Consider the following 16,553-nt stretch of genomic DNA (forward strand, 5'->3'; position numbering starts at 1 on the left):
CTCTAGGAAATCAGAGGCGCCAGAATAGCAGGTCCGGCCGGCTGACAGGGAATAGAGAACTCCTGCGGATAATCCACACCGACAAAATACAAGCCTTCGGCTGGCGCCGTCACACCACCTTTTCTGCGATCACAGCTGGCCAACACCTCCGCCATCCAATTTACCGGCGCACGGGACTGCCCAATCGGCAGCAGCACCCCAACAATGTTGCGCACCATATGATACAAAAATGCACTGCCGTGCAGCTCCAACACAATCAACTGTCCGAAGCGCCTGACTTGTGCCCGATACATGGTCTTCACCGGCGAATGCGCCTGACAATCACGGGCACGAAACGCGCTGAAGTCATGCTCTCCGATCAAGGCCTGCACCGCCTCATGCATCAGCTCAGCATCCAGCGGATAGCGCCACCAAGTGAGCTGGTCATGCATCAATGCCGGCTTTACTGGAGCATTATTAATGATGTAGCGATAGTGGCGGCCCGATGCTCGAAAGCGCGCGTGGAACTCAGCATCCACCGGCCCCAACCATTGCACAGCAACGCCCGCCGGGAGATTGGTATTAATCCCCATCAGCCAGCCATAGTCACTGCGTTTGGCGGACGTATCGAAATGAATAACTTGCTGACAGGCATGCACACCGGCATCGGTACGTCCGGCACAGACGACCTCCACTGGGTGATTGGCAACAAATGAAATGGCCGCTTCAAGAGCGGCCTGTACGGTAGGTTCGTTGTGATGTTTTTGACGCTGCCAGCCGTGGAAATAACTACCGTTATACTCCACCACGGCGGCATAGCGTTGTGTATCTGACATTTAACTCATGCTGTCCATCATACTGCGGGCTTCTTGTTTTTGCTGGTCACTGCCTTCTTGCAGCACCTCTTGCAACAATTCTTTGGCACCATCGGCATCTTCCATGTCGATGTAGGCGCGAGCAAGATCCAGCTTAGTGGCACACTCATCGGTACCGGCCAAGAAGTCAAACTCATCGTCTGCGGCTGCCAGCTCATCAAGATCGATGTCATCCGTCGCGCGACCACCAGTTTGCGGCGCCTCACTGGCCATAGGAGCAGGCTCTTCAGCGACAGGAGCAGGAGCAGGAGCTTCCGGCTCTTCCTCCGGTGCGGCAAAGTCTTCCAACTCAGAGTCCAGATCGGCCATATCCGCAGACAGATCGAAGTCACCCGGGTCATCATCTTGTTGGTCGGCAGAAGCTTCAGACAAGCTCTCCAACTCCGACATAAAGTCATCGGCATTGGTTACTTCTTCTTTACCATCGGCTGTTGTGCGCGGCTCAACTTCATCCGGCACAAAGGATGATTGCTCCAGCTCGGCTTCCAGCTCCTGCAACGCACTGCTTTCTTCTTCACTGATTTCAGCGACGGAATCATCATCGCCCAAGTCAAAATCGAGCACGTTATCAGCGTCGGCAGCTGCGACTTCTGGCTCTTCTGCTTTCGGCTCCTCGGGCTCTTGCAGCGAACTGAGATCAAACTCAAGGGCATTATCACCATTGTCGCTGTCTAAAACATCCTCCAAGGCATCCGCTGCGCTAACTTCATCTGCACCCGCGTCATCGCCAGTGGAGAAGTCAGACAAGTCAAAGTCAAGACCGTTGCTGTCAGACTCTGGCTGCTCCTCAGCAGGCAATTCCAAGCCATCGTCCATGCTAGATTCAGCGGCACTATCGCCCAAATCAAAGTCCAACGACTCATCCAAATCTGCATCGAGATCTAACGTTGGCACATCTTCTAGGCCGCCGTCGTCGCCTACTGAGTCATCACCCAGTTCAAGTGCAGATTCGAAGTCAAGAGAAGAGCTGTCGCTAGCATCCGCTGAAGCTGCGAAGATATCTTCAACGTTATCACCACCTTTGTCATCCGACAGGTCTAATGCATCGGAGAAGTCGAGACCACTGTCGAACTCTTCAGACAAGGACTCGTCCAGCTCGGGAATGTCGCTATCCAAACTCATACCTAGCTGCTCATCGCCACCGACAGTGGCAGGAGCCTGAGGCGCAGACAAACGCGAACGCATTTGCTGAGCTTGTTCATTGGCCTGATGATCGCCCAGCATATTGAGAGCACCTTCAGCCTCCGCAAATGCTTGGCCATCGTCCATTTCCACCAAGACTTCTAGCAGTTTAAGGCGCAAATCAGTACGACTTGGCTCATCTTCGATGGCGCCTGTTAGCAAATCCACGGCCTGGTCAAATTTACCGTAAGCGATGTAAATATCAGACTCACTGATAACATCTTCTGTTTGCGCCACTGGCGTGAAGTCGTCGTTCACCTCTTCTGCGGCGGCGACATTAGACTCTGGCGCATCCAAGTCGGCGCCCAGATCTAAGGTTTCCTTCTCTAAGTCTGCCTCGGCATCAAAGTCAAAATCATCCAGTTTACCGGCATCAGTGGGGGCATCGAACTCCGCAGCAGGCACTTCAACAGCCTCTTCGGCTTGCTCTTGCGATTCTTTGCGTTTTCTAACAACGCGATATCCCACCAGACCCAACAACGCCAATACCAAGGCGCTGCCGCCCAGTAGAATTGGCTGCATCAGGGTATCCATCATGGACGGTTGCGCTTGCTGTGATTCGCGCGCGATGCGCTCAGCCAGCTGGCGGCGACGCTCTTCGGCAGCAGCTAATTCCTCTGCCGATGGTGTTGGCTCAGTTTCTACAGCCGGCTCAGCTGGAGCCTCATAGGGCTCTTGGTTCGAGCCACTGTCTTCTGGCTGGCTGTAGTTAAAATCCACATTATCAGAGTCCTCTGGCATGGCCTCTGGCGAGTCATTCATATCTGACTCAGCGTATGGATCTTCTGGCTGCGACAAAGGCTCCTCGGACTCTTCATCGCTCAGCTGCATATTGGCAAGCTGATCATCTTTCAGCGTAATCAAACGCTCCAGATTGCCGATTTGTTCTTCTAGAGCTTGCAGGCGCTCACGTAACTCTTCGTTTTCACGGCGGCTGCGATCCAGCTCTTCCAACGTCATTGCCAGATCATTTTCTAGCTGCTGCTGACTGCCACTGGCCATGTCACTGTCAACCTGACCGCTGCTGCCAGCCACATCTTCTTGCTGCTCTGAAGGCGATAGCAAGCGCACTTCACCATCACCTTGCTGGGCTGTTTCAGGCTCAGCTGCAGTAGAGCGACCAGTGGCACTTAATTGAGCGCCTGATGCGTTGATGTCTTTATTTTGGCGTGAAACTTCTGCCAATGCTTGCTGTTCAGATACGCCACTGAGCTCATCAGCACCCGGAATTCTCAAAACCTTGTGCGTTTTTAAGCGATTGATATTGCCACCAATAAAAGCATCTGGGTTCGCTTGTTGAATAGCGACCATCATACGCTGCGGCGACACATTGGAATCAGGGCGGGTATTGAGCGCGATATTCCACAAGGTGTCGTTGGGTTTGACCTTGTAGGTGCCTGGCTCAGTTGGCTCTTGCGTCCAATCCTGACGATCAGCGCTGCTGCCCGTGGTCACGATTTGCGTTTCTACCTGATCCGCCGTACCCGGTTGCTCTACATATACGGTTTCAACCGTTGCTGGCGTGGTCACTGATAAGGGCGCTACTGCGCCATCATCTGCAAACACCGGCGGATCCAGCAGCACTGTATACTCTCTCAGCACACGACCGGCCGGCCAGTTCAGTTCCACTAAAAAGTTCAAAAAGGGTTCAGTGACGGGCTCACGGGTCGACAAAATAATTTTGTCGCCCTCGACTTTGAAATCGATCTTGGTCAGGAAAAACACTCGGTCAACACCAGCGTTTTCAAAATCCCGTGGAGAAGCCAGCTTGGGTTTTATTTCCCACTGCGACAAGTCTTCCACTTCAACCAAGGCGATCTCGGCTTTAAGAGGCTGATTAAGGGCGGAATCCAGCTCCAGTTCCCCTAGCCCTAGCGCCAGAGAATGACCTGAAAGTGTCAAGCCACCGGCCAGCATTAAAGTGTTCGCAAGTAGGCGCTTCATTCATTGCTTCCTTGTTTTTTCTCACGGCAATGCAATCACTGTAGATGATTGCGGCATGCATTCGATATCTATGTTTCGACAATCCTAACCCAGCTTACCCTTTGGATTCCGTGATCTGGTACGGCTTGTCGCATATTGCCCAGCAATTTATCAACATGACCCTACCGTAGAAACAACACGGATTCCTTATATATTCCCTTAATAAGCGAGGCCAAGTATCAAATATAAAACAGCATAGCGCAATGTTTTGGCTTTGCCCGATGACATAAAAGCGAGAAAGAAGAAGAACTTAGGCAAGAAATGAGAAGAAGTTCATGAAAAGCGGGGCAAGCCCCGCTCCAATTATGCGGCCTGTAACAGAATGCGAAGGGTACGACGCAGCGGCTCAGCGGCACCCCACAGCAGCTGATCACCGACGGTAAACGCTGAAATATATTCAGGCCCCATGGCCAGTTTGCGGATGCGCCCAACAGGTATCGACAAAGTGCCTGTAACTTTGGCAGGCGTTAGCTCCGTCATGCTGACATCACGATCATTGGCAATGACTTTGACCCACTCGTTGTGCTGATCCAGCAAACGCTCGATTTCAGCCACGGGCAGGTCTTTTTTCAGTTTCATGGTCATCGCCTGACTGTGACAGCGCATGGCACCGACGCGCACACAAATGCCATCTATGGGCACGGGCGCCTCTGTCAGCCCAAGGATTTTGTTGGCTTCAACTTGCGCTTTCCATTCTTCACGCGACTGACCACTGTCGAGCTGCGAGTCGATGTAGGGAATTAAACTGCCCGCCAGCGGCACACCAAATTGATCGGCTGGGTAGTCATCGCTGCGAATATGTTCAGCGACTTGGCGATCAATATCGAGAATGGCAGCCGCAGGATCGTCCAGTTTGTCCTTCACATTGGCGTGAATTGAACCCATTTGACTGATCAGCTCGCGCATGTGCTTAGCACCAGAGCCGGAAGCCGCTTGATAGGTCATGGGCGCTACCCACTCGACCAAGTCAGCCTCAAACAAACCGCCCAGTGCCAACAACATCAGTGACACAGTGCAGTTACCGCCCACAAAGGTATTGCCACCGTCACTGATTGCTTGACGAATTTGCTGGCCGTTTACTGGGTCCAGTACGATCACTGCCTGATCATCCATGCGCAGCGCAGAGGCCGCATCAATCCAGTAACCCTGCCAACCTGAATCGCGCAGCTTGCTGTAAACCGCCTTGGTATAGTCTCCGCCCTGGCAGGTGATAATGACCTCTTGTGCCGACAGCGCGTCTATATCAAAAGCGTCCTGCAAACTACCGCAATCGCGACCGGCATAATCGGGAGCCGGTTGACCGGCTTGCGAGGTGGTAAAAAAGGTAGGCTCGATCAGCTCAAAATCTTGCTCTTGCTGCATACGGTCCATCAACACCGAACCGACCATGCCGCGCCAGCCTACTAACCCTACTTTCTTTAAAGCCATAATCGTATTTACACCGTTTGCAAAGCAGCAACCACTGCTTCACCCATTTGCTGAGTGCCGACTTTTTGCGTGCCCTCAGAATAAATGTCTGCCGTGCGCAGGCCCTGATCCAGAACCTTGCTGACGGCTCGCTCAATTGCATCGGCGGCGTCGCCGTGACCCAGAGAATAACGCAGCATCATGGCCGCTGACAAAATCGTCGCTAATGGGTTGGCAATTCCCTGGCCAGCAATATCCGGCGCCGAACCATGACAAGGTTCGTACATACCCTTGTTGTTTTTATCCAGTGATGCCGATGGCAGCATGCCAATGGAGCCTGTCAACATGGCTGCGGCATCGGACAAAATATCGCCAAACATATTGCCCGTCACCATTACATCAAACTGTTTAGGTGCGCGCACCAGCTGCATCGCCGCGTTATCGACGTACATATGCGACAGCTCGACGTCCGGATACTCGGGTGCCATTTCTTCCAGCACTTCACGCCACAGCACCGTTACTTCAAGTACGTTGGCCTTGTCGACCGAGCACAGCTTTTTATTACGCTTTTGCGCCGACTCAAACGCGACGCGAGCGATGCGACGAATTTCAGATTCACTGTAAACGTAGGTGTTGTACCCTTCTCGCTCGCCATTTTCTAACGTGCGAATGCCTCTTGGCTGACCAAAATAAATGCCGCCGGTTAACTCACGCACGATTAAAATATCAAGACCTGACGCCACTTCAGGTTTTAGCGATGACGCCTCCGCCAGCTGCGGGTATAAAATCGCTGGGCGCAAGTTGCCGAACAACTCCAGCCCTGAACGCAAACCCAGCAAGCCTTTTTCTGGGCGCAGCTCACGATCTTCTAATTTATCCCATTTAGGGCCACCCACGGCACCGAGCAAAATGGCGTCCGCCGCCTTGGCTTTATCCAGGGTATCTTGCGGTAGCGGCGTGCCCGCTTCATCGTATGCAGCCCCGCCCACCAGCGCCTGTTCAAACGCCAGGCCCAATGCGTATTTTGCGTTGACCGCATCGAGCACTTTCTGCGCTTCGGCAACAATTTCCGGGCCAATGCCGTCACCCGGCAACATCAATATTGTTTGTGACATGTTCAATCCTTACTCGGTCAACTTAACGAAATAACCAGGGTGCTTGTTGGCGACGCTGCTGCTCATAGTGGCGAATGGCGTCGGCATCCTGCAGCGTCAGACCAATGTCATCCAAGCCATTTAGCAGACAATGACGACGAAACTCATCGACCTCAAAACCTAACACCTCACCCTCTGGCGTGGTCACGGTTTGCTGATGCAGATCAATGGTTAGCTGATAGCCTTCATTGGCCTCACATTGCTGAAATAAGCGATCCACAGCGGCTTCATTTAATACAATGGGCAGCAAGCCATTTTTAAAGCAATTGTTGTAAAAAATATCGGCAAAGCTGGGGGCAATCACTGCACGAAAGCCAAAATCGTCCAGCGCCCAGGGCGCATGTTCACGACTCGAGCCGCAGCCAAAGTTCTCGCGCGCCAATAATACCGAGGCACCCTGATAGCGTGGCTGGTTTAACACAAAATCCGGATTTAACGGCCGCTGGCTGTTGTCGGCATCGGGCTGGCCTTCATCCAAGTAACGCAATTCATCAAATAAATTCGGGCCAAAGCCGCTGCGTTTAATGGACTTTAAAAACTGCTTGGGAATGATCATGTCGGTATCGACATTGGCACGATCCATCGGCGCAACCAGGCCGGAATGCACAGTAAACTCTTTCATCACATCACTCCTTAAAATTCGCGCACATCAACAAAATGACCGGCAATCGCTGCTGCTGCCGCCATCGCTGGGCTGACCAAATGGGTGCGCCCGCCATACCCCTGACGCCCTTCAAAATTACGATTCGACGTCGACGCACAATGCTCACCGGCGCCGAGTTTGTCAGCATTCATAGCCAAGCACATAGAGCAACCCGGCTCACGCCATTCAAAACCCGCCGCGATAAAGACTTTGTCCAAGCCCTCGGCTTCTGCCTGTTGCTTCACTAAACCCGAGCCTGGCACCACCAACGCCTGCTTGACCGTGGCAGCCACTTGGCGACCTTCAGCAATGGCAGCCGCGGCGCGCAAGTCTTCGATACGACTGTTGGTGCAAGAGCCGATAAATACTCGATCGAGATGAATGTCGGTAATTTTTTGTCCGCCTTTTAGCCCCATGTATTCATGGGCTCGGCGAATGGCCAAGCGGGCGCTTTCATCACTGGCGTCGTCTTCACTCGGCACCACACCATCGACGGTAGTGACCATTTCTGGTGAAGTTCCCCAGGTGACTTGCGGCTTGATGTCGGCAGCATTGACCTCGACAACTTTGTCGAACTGCGCGTCGTCATCGGAGCGCAAATCCTGCCAAACCGCCACCGCTTGCTCCCACATTTCACCTTGAGGCGCGTACGGACGACCTTTAATGTAAGCCGCGGTAATGTCATCGAATGCCACCATGCCAACGCGCGCGCCCGCTTCGATGGCCATGTTGCACATGGTCATGCGCCCTTCCATGCTCATGGCACGCACTGCGCTGCCGCCAAACTCCATGGCGTAACCGTTACCTCCAGCCGTACCTATGACACCGATCACATGCAGCACCACATCTTTGCCGGTGATACCCGCACCCAGTTCACCATCGATGCGAACCAACAGGTTTTTCATCTTGCGCTGAATCAGGCACTGGGTCGCCAGCACGTGCTCGACTTCCGATGTACCAATGCCATGCGCCAACGCTGCAAAAGCGCCATGGGTGGCGGTGTGAGAGTCACCACACACCACTGTCATACCCGGCAAGGTCGCACCCTGCTCTGGACCAACCACATGCACAATGCCCTGGCGCACGTCGCCCATGGCAAATTCTTCGATACCAAAGCTATCGCAGTTGTCATTCAGGGTTTTCACCTGGATGCGCGACACCGGATCTTGAATGCCATCAATGCCACTCAAGCGCTCCTCCGCCGTGGTGGGCACATTGTGATCGGGCGTGGCCAGATTGGCATCCAAGCGCCAAGGCTGGCGTCCGGCCAGACGCAACCCCTCGAAGGCTTGAGGTGACGTCACCTCGTGCAATAAGTGTCGGTCGATGTACAGCAAGGCGGTGCCATCATCGCGCTGCTTAACCACATGTTGCTGCCATAATTTGTCGTACAGAGTCTGTCCAGCCATGGTTGCTCCCAATGTCTCTCGTCATCACAGTGAAGGGACTATACGCCAGCTAAAAAACAACATAAATTCATATTTCTCCTTCATTGGATTCCCAAGAGGAATAATATGGACACTCAAGCCCTGCGCGCCTTTGTTGCCGTCGCCGAGCAGCACTCGTTTTCGTTGGCAGCGGAAGCGTTGCACCTGACGCAATCCGCCGTCAGCAAACGCGTGCAGCAACTGGAGCAACAGCTCGACTGCACACTGTTCGACCGACATAACCGCACCATCAGCCTGACTGAGAGCGGACACACCCTGCTGCCCAAAGCACAGAACATATTGGCGCTGATGGAGGACACGCGCATTGCCGTCGCTAACTTGTCGACAGGGGTCAGCGGCCGCTTGGCTCTGGCCACCAGCCATCACATCGGCTTGCATCGATTGCCACCTTTTTTGCGAGAACTCAGCCACCAGTACCCGCAAGTCGATACACAGCTCGCGTTCATGGGCTCCGAGCACGCCTACCAAGCCGTACAACAACGTCAAGTAGAGCTGGCATTAACCACGTTGGCGCAAACACCGCCCACCGGCATCAGCCAACAACCGATATGGCAGGACCCGCTGCTGTGCGTCTGCAGCCCGCAGCATCCGCTGGCCAAGCAAAGCATTACTGGCCTTAAGCAGCTAAGCCAGCACCCAGCCATTTTGCCTGAACCCAACACCACCACCTTCGAGTTAGTGGCTCAGGTGTTTCGTCAGCAGGGCTTAACCGTGCAAGCCCCGATGCCCACTAACTACTTGGAAACCATCAAAATGATGGTATCTGTTGGCTTGGGGTGGAGTTTGTTGCCAGCGACCATGGTCGACGAGCAACTGCACGTACTGCCCTGGCCGGCACAGCCGTTGGAGCGTCAGCTGGGGCTGGTGTATTTGCAGCAACGCACATTGAGCAATGCCGCCCGAGCTTTTGTGACTTTACTGACAAATGCAAATTGACACACAACAATGTCACCATGGGCCAGTCACGCTAGGCTGAGCATTAACACACAGTGACGTCGATCACGCTCTCTTATTGACGCAGCAGCCGCTAAGACGGCACCTAGGAGATACCATGCTGGATATCAATCATATTTTGGTGGTCATGGATAATGAGCACTTACAGCAACACGCCCTCGATCGGGCTCTTTGGTTGGCAAAGGCACTGCAAGCCGATCTCACTCTACTGACCGCCACTTACGAATCTTATTGTGAAGATGAGTCGTCAATTGATATTGAAACTCGCCAACGCATTCGCGAAGCCTTAATCAATAAATCCACTGCCTGGATCGAGAGCTTTATTGACGAGGACATCGAAGTGCAGGTTCGCACCGAAGTGCACTGGCAAAAACACCTGCACGATGCAGTGATTGACTCCATGCGCCACCAAGAATACGACTTGGTCATCAAGGGCACTCAGCCACACTCCATTGTCGACCGTTTGTTTACTCATACCGACTGGAACCTACTGCGTCATTGCCCCGCACCTGTATTGCTGGTGAAAAATAGCCAGCCTTGGAAGCACAACCGCGTGCTCGCCTCCATTGACGCCACTTCCACCGACGACGGTCACGTCATTATTAATGACAATATTTTGTCCTACGCCGAGCATTTGGCCGATCATTTTGAAACCGACCTCCACCTTGCCAACGCTTACCCACTGGTGTCTGTCGCCTTTGCCATGGTGCCTGAAGTCACCGCACCGGATGACATTCAGCGCTACATTCTGGAGCAGCACCAAGAGGCGTGTGGTGATTGGGCGCGCAAATTCAACATCAATGACGACCATGTGCACATTGACGAAGGCGATGCCGACGATGTGATTGCGCGTTTCGCCCATGAACTAGAAGCCGACTTGGTCGTGGTGGGCACCGTTGGCCGCGAAGGGTTGGCCGGTGTGTTACTGGGCAACACCGCCGAGCAATTGGTCGACAAGGTCAATTGCGATGTATTGGTGATTAAGCCAGACGATGGCGTCAAGCCAGACGCCGACTGATGCGTAACCTAACCTTACTGGCTCACACGCCGTCGCCTAACCTGCAACGTCTGGCGACGGCAATACTCGATGCCGCCGGCGAGGCAGACATCCATGTCAGCCAGCTGGCCCCCTTGCAAGCCGGCCCAGAAGCCGCCTTAAACGCCGATGCAATCATAGTGTTAACGCCAGAAAACCTCGGCTACATGAGCGGCGCTCTAAAAGACTGGTTTGATCGCTGTTACTACGCCTGCTTAGATCACACCCAAGGCACACCCATCGCCGCCGTAGTGCGTGCAGGCCATGACGGTACTGGCACTTGCCGTGCTCTGGAAACCATGGCGACCGGATTACGATGGCGCTGGGTGCAAGCACCACTGGTGTTAAAAGGTAATTGGCAGGAAGGGTTCGTCACCCAAGCAAGTGAGCTGGGCCAAGCCATGGGCTTGGCCCTAGAGCAAGGCATTATTTAAGCGGCCGCAGCACCTCTTCGATCTCTTGCAGGCAAGTCGGATCATCAATGGTGGAAGGCGGCTGATATTCCTCACCGTTGGCAATGTTGCGCAATACCTTGCGCAAAATCTTGCCGGAACGCGTTTTCGGCAAACGCGACACCACCACGGCCTGTTTAAAGCTGGCCACCGCACCAATGCTTTGCCGCACACGATCGACCAGCTGCTGGCGCAGCTCATCTTCTTCAATGTGAACGCCGTCTTTGAGCAGGATTAACCCTAACGGCTCTTCGCCTTTTAACTCACTGTGACGGCCAATCACGGCACATTCAGCCACAGCATCATGGCCGGCCACCACCTCTTCCATTTCACCGGTCGACAAGCGATGACCGGCCACATTGATGATGTCGTCGGTGCGCCCAAGCACGAACAAATAGTTGTCTTCATCCAACATACCGCCGTCACCGCTGACGTAGTAACCCGGATACGTGTTGAGATAGCCATTTATAAAGCGCTCATGATTGCCCCAAATGGTGGGCAAGCAACCCGGAGGCAAGGGAAGGCGAAGAGCAATGCTGCCTTGCTCGCCCCGCGCTACTGGCAAACCCTGGGCATCCAATATTTGCACGTCAAAGCCGGGCGACGGCCGAGTGACGGAACCCGCTTTAGGCTGCGCCGGCTCCAAACCCATATGATTGCCAGCAATGGCCCAGCCGGTCTCGGTTTGCCACCAATGATCGACAATCGGCTTTTGCAAATGCTGTTTGACCCAATCGTAAGTCGGCGGGTCAAGGCGCTCACCGGCCATAAAAACAGTCGCCAACGCAGATAAATCGTACTGTTTGGCCAGCAGGCAATCAGGGTCCTCTTTGCGAATCGCGCGAAAGGCCGTGGGAGCGGCAAAAATGCCCTTCACACCGTAATCCGCACATACGCGCCAGAAGGCGCCGGCATCCGGAGTCTTAACCGGCTTGCCTTCATACACCAAGGTGGTGCACCCGCGAATAAGCGGGGCATACACAATGTAGGAGTGGCCCACCACCCAGCCCACATCCGACGCCGCCCAAAACACATCGCCCGGATGCATGTCGTACACCGTCGCCATGCTGTAGTTCATTGCCACGGCATGACCGCCGTTATCACGCACCACGCCTTTGGGCTTGCCGGTAGTGCCCGAGGTGTAAAGCACATACAAAGGATCGGTTGCCATCACAGGAGTACAATCGGCGGGCTGTGATTGCTTGACCAAACGCTGCCAGTCTAAATCACGCTGAGGCAACAGCTCACACTCACATTCAGGTCTTTGCAGGATCAAGCAGCGATTGGGCTTGTGCCGTGCCAGCTGTATGGCGTCATCTAAAATCGGCTTGTATGCGATGACTCGATCCACCTCAATACCGCAAGACGCCGACAGCACCACTTTCGGCTCGGCATCATCAATGCGAATTGCTAACTCGTGCGCGGCAAAACCACCAAATACCACCGAATGCACCGCCCCTAAACGCGCACAGGCCAGCATCGCCATCACCGCCTCGGGAATCATCGGCATATAAATGACCACCCGATCGCCCTTGTCCACTCCCATATCGCGTAAGGCCCCAGCCAACACCGCAACCCGCTCGGTCAGCTCGCTGTAGCTAAAGCGCGCCGTTTGCTGCGTTACCGGCGAATCGTAAATCAGCGCCGTTTGCTCACCACGACCATTGAGCACGTGATGATCAAGGGCCAAATAGGCGGTATTAAGCTCGCCATCGACGAACCAGCGATCAATGCCATGTTCGTCTTTGGCGAGGATCTTGGTAGGCGGCTTAAACCAATGAATGGCATCGGCCTGCTGCTGCCAAAACAGCTCAGGGGTATCGATCGATGCCTGGTACTCACTCTGGTATGTCATCATTATTCTCCCAGCGAAATCAGCTACCGCTCAGCGGCCGGCGTAAGTACGCCAATAGCTCCACCATAGAGCAGCCGCTTTCGGCAGTTCTATTCGACCAAGGGTGATGCCACTATGGTCGCAAGGCAGCGATTATGGCTAGGGCGACTCATCGGCAAAAAAACCGCATAAACTGACCAATCAGAGGCAAAGATGACGTTTTGTTAACTGTTCGACGGCTACTGACTACTTTCTTTCCTAGACTGCAACTAATCCCCTTACATGGACATCAATATGGCTACTCACAGCGCTCACACCACCGTTGCCGAAGCACTCTACGACCCAGAGCTTACTGCCATCATTGAGCATGCGGTTGAGCGTCAATGGCTGTTTCCGGCAGCTTTACACATTGAGGGGCTTAGCAGCCAGAAGTCTGGCCAGCAGCGTTTTTATCGGGTGCAAACACAAGCCGGGGCGTTTTTTATCAAACGCCACCGTGCCAGCAACCTAGCGGTGTACCAAGCCGAAGCCCAAGCCCTAGAAACCATTCGCCGCAGCCAAACACTGGCCACCTGCGCCCCACTGGCCTGCGCCACATTGGGCGATCACAGCTATCTCATTCTGGAGTTCTTACCCATGGTCATGGGCGGCGATTGGCTGAGTGCGGGCCAGCAGCTGGCGCAAATGCATCGTCACACCGATGAGCAAGGCTACGGCTTTGACGTTACCACCTACTGTGGCTCTACCCCGCAAGACAATCGCTGGCAAAGCAGCTGGGCCGATTTTTTTATTGAGCAGCGCTTGCAGCCCTTACTGGCCACCCTAGCTCGTCAAGGCATTCATTTTGCCGAGCAAGACCTTGCACTTAGCCGCGCAGCGGAGCTGTTAAAAAACCATCAGCCTAAGCCAAGCCTACTGCATGGCGATTTGTGGTCTGGCAACATAGGGTTCAACCCAGACAAAGACATGGCTTATGCCGTGGTATTCGACCCCTCCAGCTACTACGGCGATTTGGAAACCGACCTCGCCATGACCGAACTGTTTGGCCGCTTCCCGCAGCGCTTTTATGACGGCTACGCCTCGATGGCGGAGGTGGATGCCGGCTACGAGCAGCGCCGACCGCTGTACCAGCTGTATCACACTTTGAATCACAGCGTGCTGTTTGGCGGTGCCTACATAGAACACAGCCGTGAACTTATGACCTTGCTGTAACCTAAACCGCAGGCACTCGCTTTCTTATGCGAGAAAACCAACTCCGCAATAGATAACGGTATAAAACCTTGGTGCAAAGAAAGCGGCGCTCGGCCGCTTTGGGGAACCTCTACAAACTCGAAGGCGAGCTTCTTGCAGGCAAAGGCTCACCTTGCTTCTTTGCTATGGGTTTAAACGCTGCTTAACCCACTGCTCGCCGTTTTGAACGTACTCCAACCGATCATGTAAGCGATGCGCACCGCCTTGCCAGAACTCCATGCGCTGTGGACGCACGCGATAACCGCCCCAGTAATCCGGCAGCGGCACTTGTTGGCCTTCAAAGCGCTCCCGCACCGCCTCAAACGATTGCTCCAGTGCTGCGCGGTCGGCAATCGGTCGGCTTTGCTGCGACGCCCAAGCACCCAGTTGGCTGTCGCGTGGGCGCGAGTGAAAATACTGCTCCGAGTCACTGCGCGGCAGTTTTTCAACCCGCCCTTGTATTTGCACCTGACGCTCTTTTTCCAGCCAGAAAAAATGCAAGCACGCCAAACCATCATCGCCCAGGTGCTGACCTTTATGGCTGTCGTAGTTAGTAAAAAAGACGAAGCCTTGTGGGTCATAGGCTTTTAACAACAACACTCGCTGCCAGGGCTGCCCCTGAGCATCTACGGTCGCCACCGTCATAATGTTCGGCTCCAGCGGATCACTGGCGCGATAATCTTCGAACCAAGCATGAAATTGCGTCAGCGGGTCCGCCGCCGCCGTAGCTTCGTCCAAACGGCCTTGGGTGTACTCACGGCGCACATCCCATAAATCGACCATAACCTTCTCCTCTCAATGATATTGGCAATAGAGTAACAACCTGCATTGCGCGCCCGCTGATGCAAATCAGGAAGCGTGACGCACAACCAGCTCAACCGCCGCCGCAACAGCAAACGCCAACGTCAGTGCCGCCGTCTGCGCCAACTGCGTATTTAGACTGACACCGCGGCGCACAGCAATCAGGTAACTGAGCCTCACCGCCTGAGCCACCACCCACACCCACAGCCCAGTCGATAACAGCCTCTGCGCCAGGGTTAAATCGCCATCCGGCAGTGTCCACTCCACCACCAGCCACTGCAGCGCCACTGGCACCAGCAGCAACCAGCGATACAAGCCCTCAGCCCGCAGTTCACCCAGCCGAACCGCCAGCGTATGCTTTCCAGCGGCCGCGTCTGAAGTTAAATCGCGAACATTATTGACCAGCATAATGGCAGCCGTCAGCAGTCCCATTTGCGTTGCCGCTACCCAGACAACGGCGGGCAGCTGCCCTTGCTGCAGATGATAACCACCGGCCACCGCCACCAAGCCAAAAAAGACAAACACTGTTGCCTCACCCAAAGCGTGAGATGCCAGCGGCCAAGGCCCTGCACTGTAAGCCAGCAGTGCCAACAAACTGGCCACACCCAAACCCAAATACAGCCAGCCGCCGTACCACACCAAATAGCTGCCGCACACCAGCGCCAGCGCCAGCACCACCACCAACCCCAGCTTGAGCTGCCAGGGCTTGAGCCAGCCCTGCGCCACCACACGCTTGGGGCCTAGGCGGCCAGCGCCATCGACCCCCGCCTGATAATCGAACACATCGTTAGCGAAGTTCACCGCCACTTGCAGCAGCACGGCACACAGCAGAATCATCCCCGCCAATGGCCAGTCAAACCAGCCTTGCCCAGCATGAGCATGCGCCCAGGCCAACGTCTGACCCAACAACACCGGCGCCAACGCCGCCGGCAGGGTTTTGGGTCGCATGGCGCGCCACCAGACCTTCCACCCCTGTGGCGGTCTTGATGTTTCTGTGCCATTTGCCTGGCTCACTCTGGCTGTCTCCTTTGCTAAGATAGCGCCCTCCGATTTTTGCTAAAGGCGCATTCATGTCTGTACGAAATTACCCCACTGCCACACTGAGTCGGCGCTTGGCCGCCATGCTGTATGACAGTCTGGTATTGATTTCACTGTATATTATGGCGGGCTTTATCGTCGTCGCATTGTTAAAACTGATTAACGATGGCGAGTTCCCCGGCGCTCTGCCTTGGTCAATTTCAGTGTCGATCTTTTTCTGCGTTGCTTTTCTTTACTACACCCATTCCTGGCTGCGCGGCGGCCAAACCATCGGCATGAAAGCGTGGCGCATCGCCTTGGTAAACAACAATGAAAAACACGGCCAAGTGCTGCCACTGCAATTAAGCCAATGCATGCTGCGCTGCGGTTGTGGTTTTTTCTCATTGCTGGCCGGCGGGCTTGGCTTTTGGTGGATGCTGTTCGATCGCCAACAGCGCACTTGGCACGACATGGCGTCCGTTACTCGGATCATTCATCGCCCCGTCGGCATGGACTAATAAACCTTTCACGCCAGCGCTGCGCGCAAGGAGGCAGGCC

14 protein-coding genes are annotated in these 16,553 nt (G+C 54.5%); 5 read left to right on the top strand and 9 right to left on the bottom strand.

Annotated features, from left to right (window positions below; genetic code table 11):
- Positions 1 to 2: 2 nt before the first annotated feature.
- From truA to leuC, 6 genes are all read right to left on the bottom strand, one after another.
- Positions 3 to 815: a tRNA pseudouridine(38-40) synthase TruA gene (gene truA, locus IE090_RS07205; protein WP_189387681.1), complete on the bottom strand. Its 813-nt coding sequence runs from the start codon at positions 813 to 815 to the stop codon at positions 3 to 5.
- Positions 816 to 3,980, bottom strand: a complete 3,165-nt coding sequence (locus IE090_RS07210) for a FimV/HubP family polar landmark protein (protein WP_189387682.1) — start codon at positions 3,978 to 3,980, stop codon at positions 816 to 818. It lies immediately after the preceding gene.
- Between the two features lie 342 nt (positions 3,981 to 4,322).
- Complete coding sequence (gene asd, locus IE090_RS07215; protein WP_189387683.1) at positions 4,323 to 5,447, bottom strand: aspartate-semialdehyde dehydrogenase; 1,125 nt, start codon at positions 5,445 to 5,447, stop codon at positions 4,323 to 4,325.
- Positions 5,448 to 5,455: 8 nt separating this feature from the next.
- Positions 5,456 to 6,541, bottom strand: a complete 1,086-nt coding sequence (leuB, locus tag IE090_RS07220; RefSeq protein ID WP_189387684.1) for a 3-isopropylmalate dehydrogenase — start codon at positions 6,539 to 6,541, stop codon at positions 5,456 to 5,458.
- Positions 6,542 to 6,563: 22 nt separating this feature from the next.
- Positions 6,564 to 7,202, bottom strand: a complete 639-nt coding sequence (leuD, locus tag IE090_RS07225; RefSeq protein WP_189387685.1) for a 3-isopropylmalate dehydratase small subunit — start codon at positions 7,200 to 7,202, stop codon at positions 6,564 to 6,566.
- Between the two features lie 11 nt (positions 7,203 to 7,213).
- Positions 7,214 to 8,632, bottom strand: a complete 1,419-nt coding sequence (gene leuC / locus IE090_RS07230) for a 3-isopropylmalate dehydratase large subunit (protein ID WP_189387686.1) — start codon at positions 8,630 to 8,632, stop codon at positions 7,214 to 7,216.
- A gap of 105 nt (positions 8,633 to 8,737) precedes the next feature.
- Between leuC and IE090_RS07235 the strand changes: the two genes are divergently transcribed.
- The 3 genes from IE090_RS07235 (at position 8,738) to IE090_RS07245 (ending at position 11,095) form a co-directional block, all read left to right on the top strand.
- The gene (locus IE090_RS07235; RefSeq protein ID WP_189387687.1) at positions 8,738 to 9,607 is read left to right on the top strand and encodes a LysR family transcriptional regulator; all 870 of its coding nucleotides are present in this window, start codon (positions 8,738 to 8,740) and stop codon (positions 9,605 to 9,607) included.
- Positions 9,608 to 9,722: 115 nt separating this feature from the next.
- The gene (gene uspE, locus IE090_RS07240; protein ID WP_189387688.1) at positions 9,723 to 10,643 is read left to right on the top strand and encodes a universal stress protein UspE; all 921 of its coding nucleotides are present in this window, start codon (positions 9,723 to 9,725) and stop codon (positions 10,641 to 10,643) included.
- Positions 10,643 to 11,095, top strand: coding sequence for a flavodoxin family protein (locus IE090_RS07245; protein ID WP_189387689.1), 453 nt, complete (start codon positions 10,643 to 10,645; stop codon positions 11,093 to 11,095). Before uspE ends, IE090_RS07245 begins: the two co-directional genes overlap by 1 nt.
- Here the strand turns inward: IE090_RS07245 and IE090_RS07250 are convergent.
- Positions 11,088 to 12,968 carry a propionyl-CoA synthetase gene (locus tag IE090_RS07250; protein WP_189387690.1) on the bottom strand — a complete coding sequence of 627 codons (1,881 nt, stop codon included), beginning with the start codon at positions 12,966 to 12,968 and terminating at the stop codon, positions 11,088 to 11,090. The two genes, IE090_RS07245 and IE090_RS07250, sit on opposite strands and share 8 nt — an antisense overlap.
- A 273-nt stretch (positions 12,969 to 13,241) precedes the next feature.
- Between IE090_RS07250 and IE090_RS07255 the strand changes: the two genes are divergently transcribed.
- Positions 13,242 to 14,159: a fructosamine kinase family protein gene (locus IE090_RS07255; protein ID WP_189387691.1), complete on the top strand. Its 918-nt coding sequence runs from the start codon at positions 13,242 to 13,244 to the stop codon at positions 14,157 to 14,159.
- 162 nt (positions 14,160 to 14,321) lie between these two features.
- Here the strand turns inward: IE090_RS07255 and pdxH are convergent, their stop codons facing one another.
- Positions 14,322 to 14,960, bottom strand: coding sequence for a pyridoxamine 5'-phosphate oxidase (gene pdxH, locus IE090_RS07260; RefSeq protein WP_189387692.1), 639 nt, complete (start codon positions 14,958 to 14,960; stop codon positions 14,322 to 14,324).
- 66 nt (positions 14,961 to 15,026) lie between these two features.
- Positions 15,027 to 15,926: a 1,4-dihydroxy-2-naphthoate octaprenyltransferase gene (gene menA, locus IE090_RS07265; protein ID WP_189387693.1), complete on the bottom strand. Its 900-nt coding sequence runs from the start codon at positions 15,924 to 15,926 to the stop codon at positions 15,027 to 15,029.
- A 122-nt stretch (positions 15,927 to 16,048) separates the two neighbouring features.
- On the opposite strand from menA, the gene IE090_RS07270 reads away from it, so the two are divergent.
- Positions 16,049 to 16,513 (top strand): RDD family protein, encoded by a 465-nt coding sequence (locus IE090_RS07270; protein ID WP_189387694.1) that lies wholly within the window; start codon positions 16,049 to 16,051, stop codon positions 16,511 to 16,513.
- The last annotated feature ends 40 nt before the right edge of the window (positions 16,514 to 16,553 follow it).

The organism is Bacterioplanes sanyensis (assembly GCF_014652515.1).
In the GTDB taxonomy this organism is placed as follows: domain Bacteria; phylum Pseudomonadota; class Gammaproteobacteria; order Pseudomonadales; family Oceanobacteraceae; genus Bacterioplanes; species Bacterioplanes sanyensis.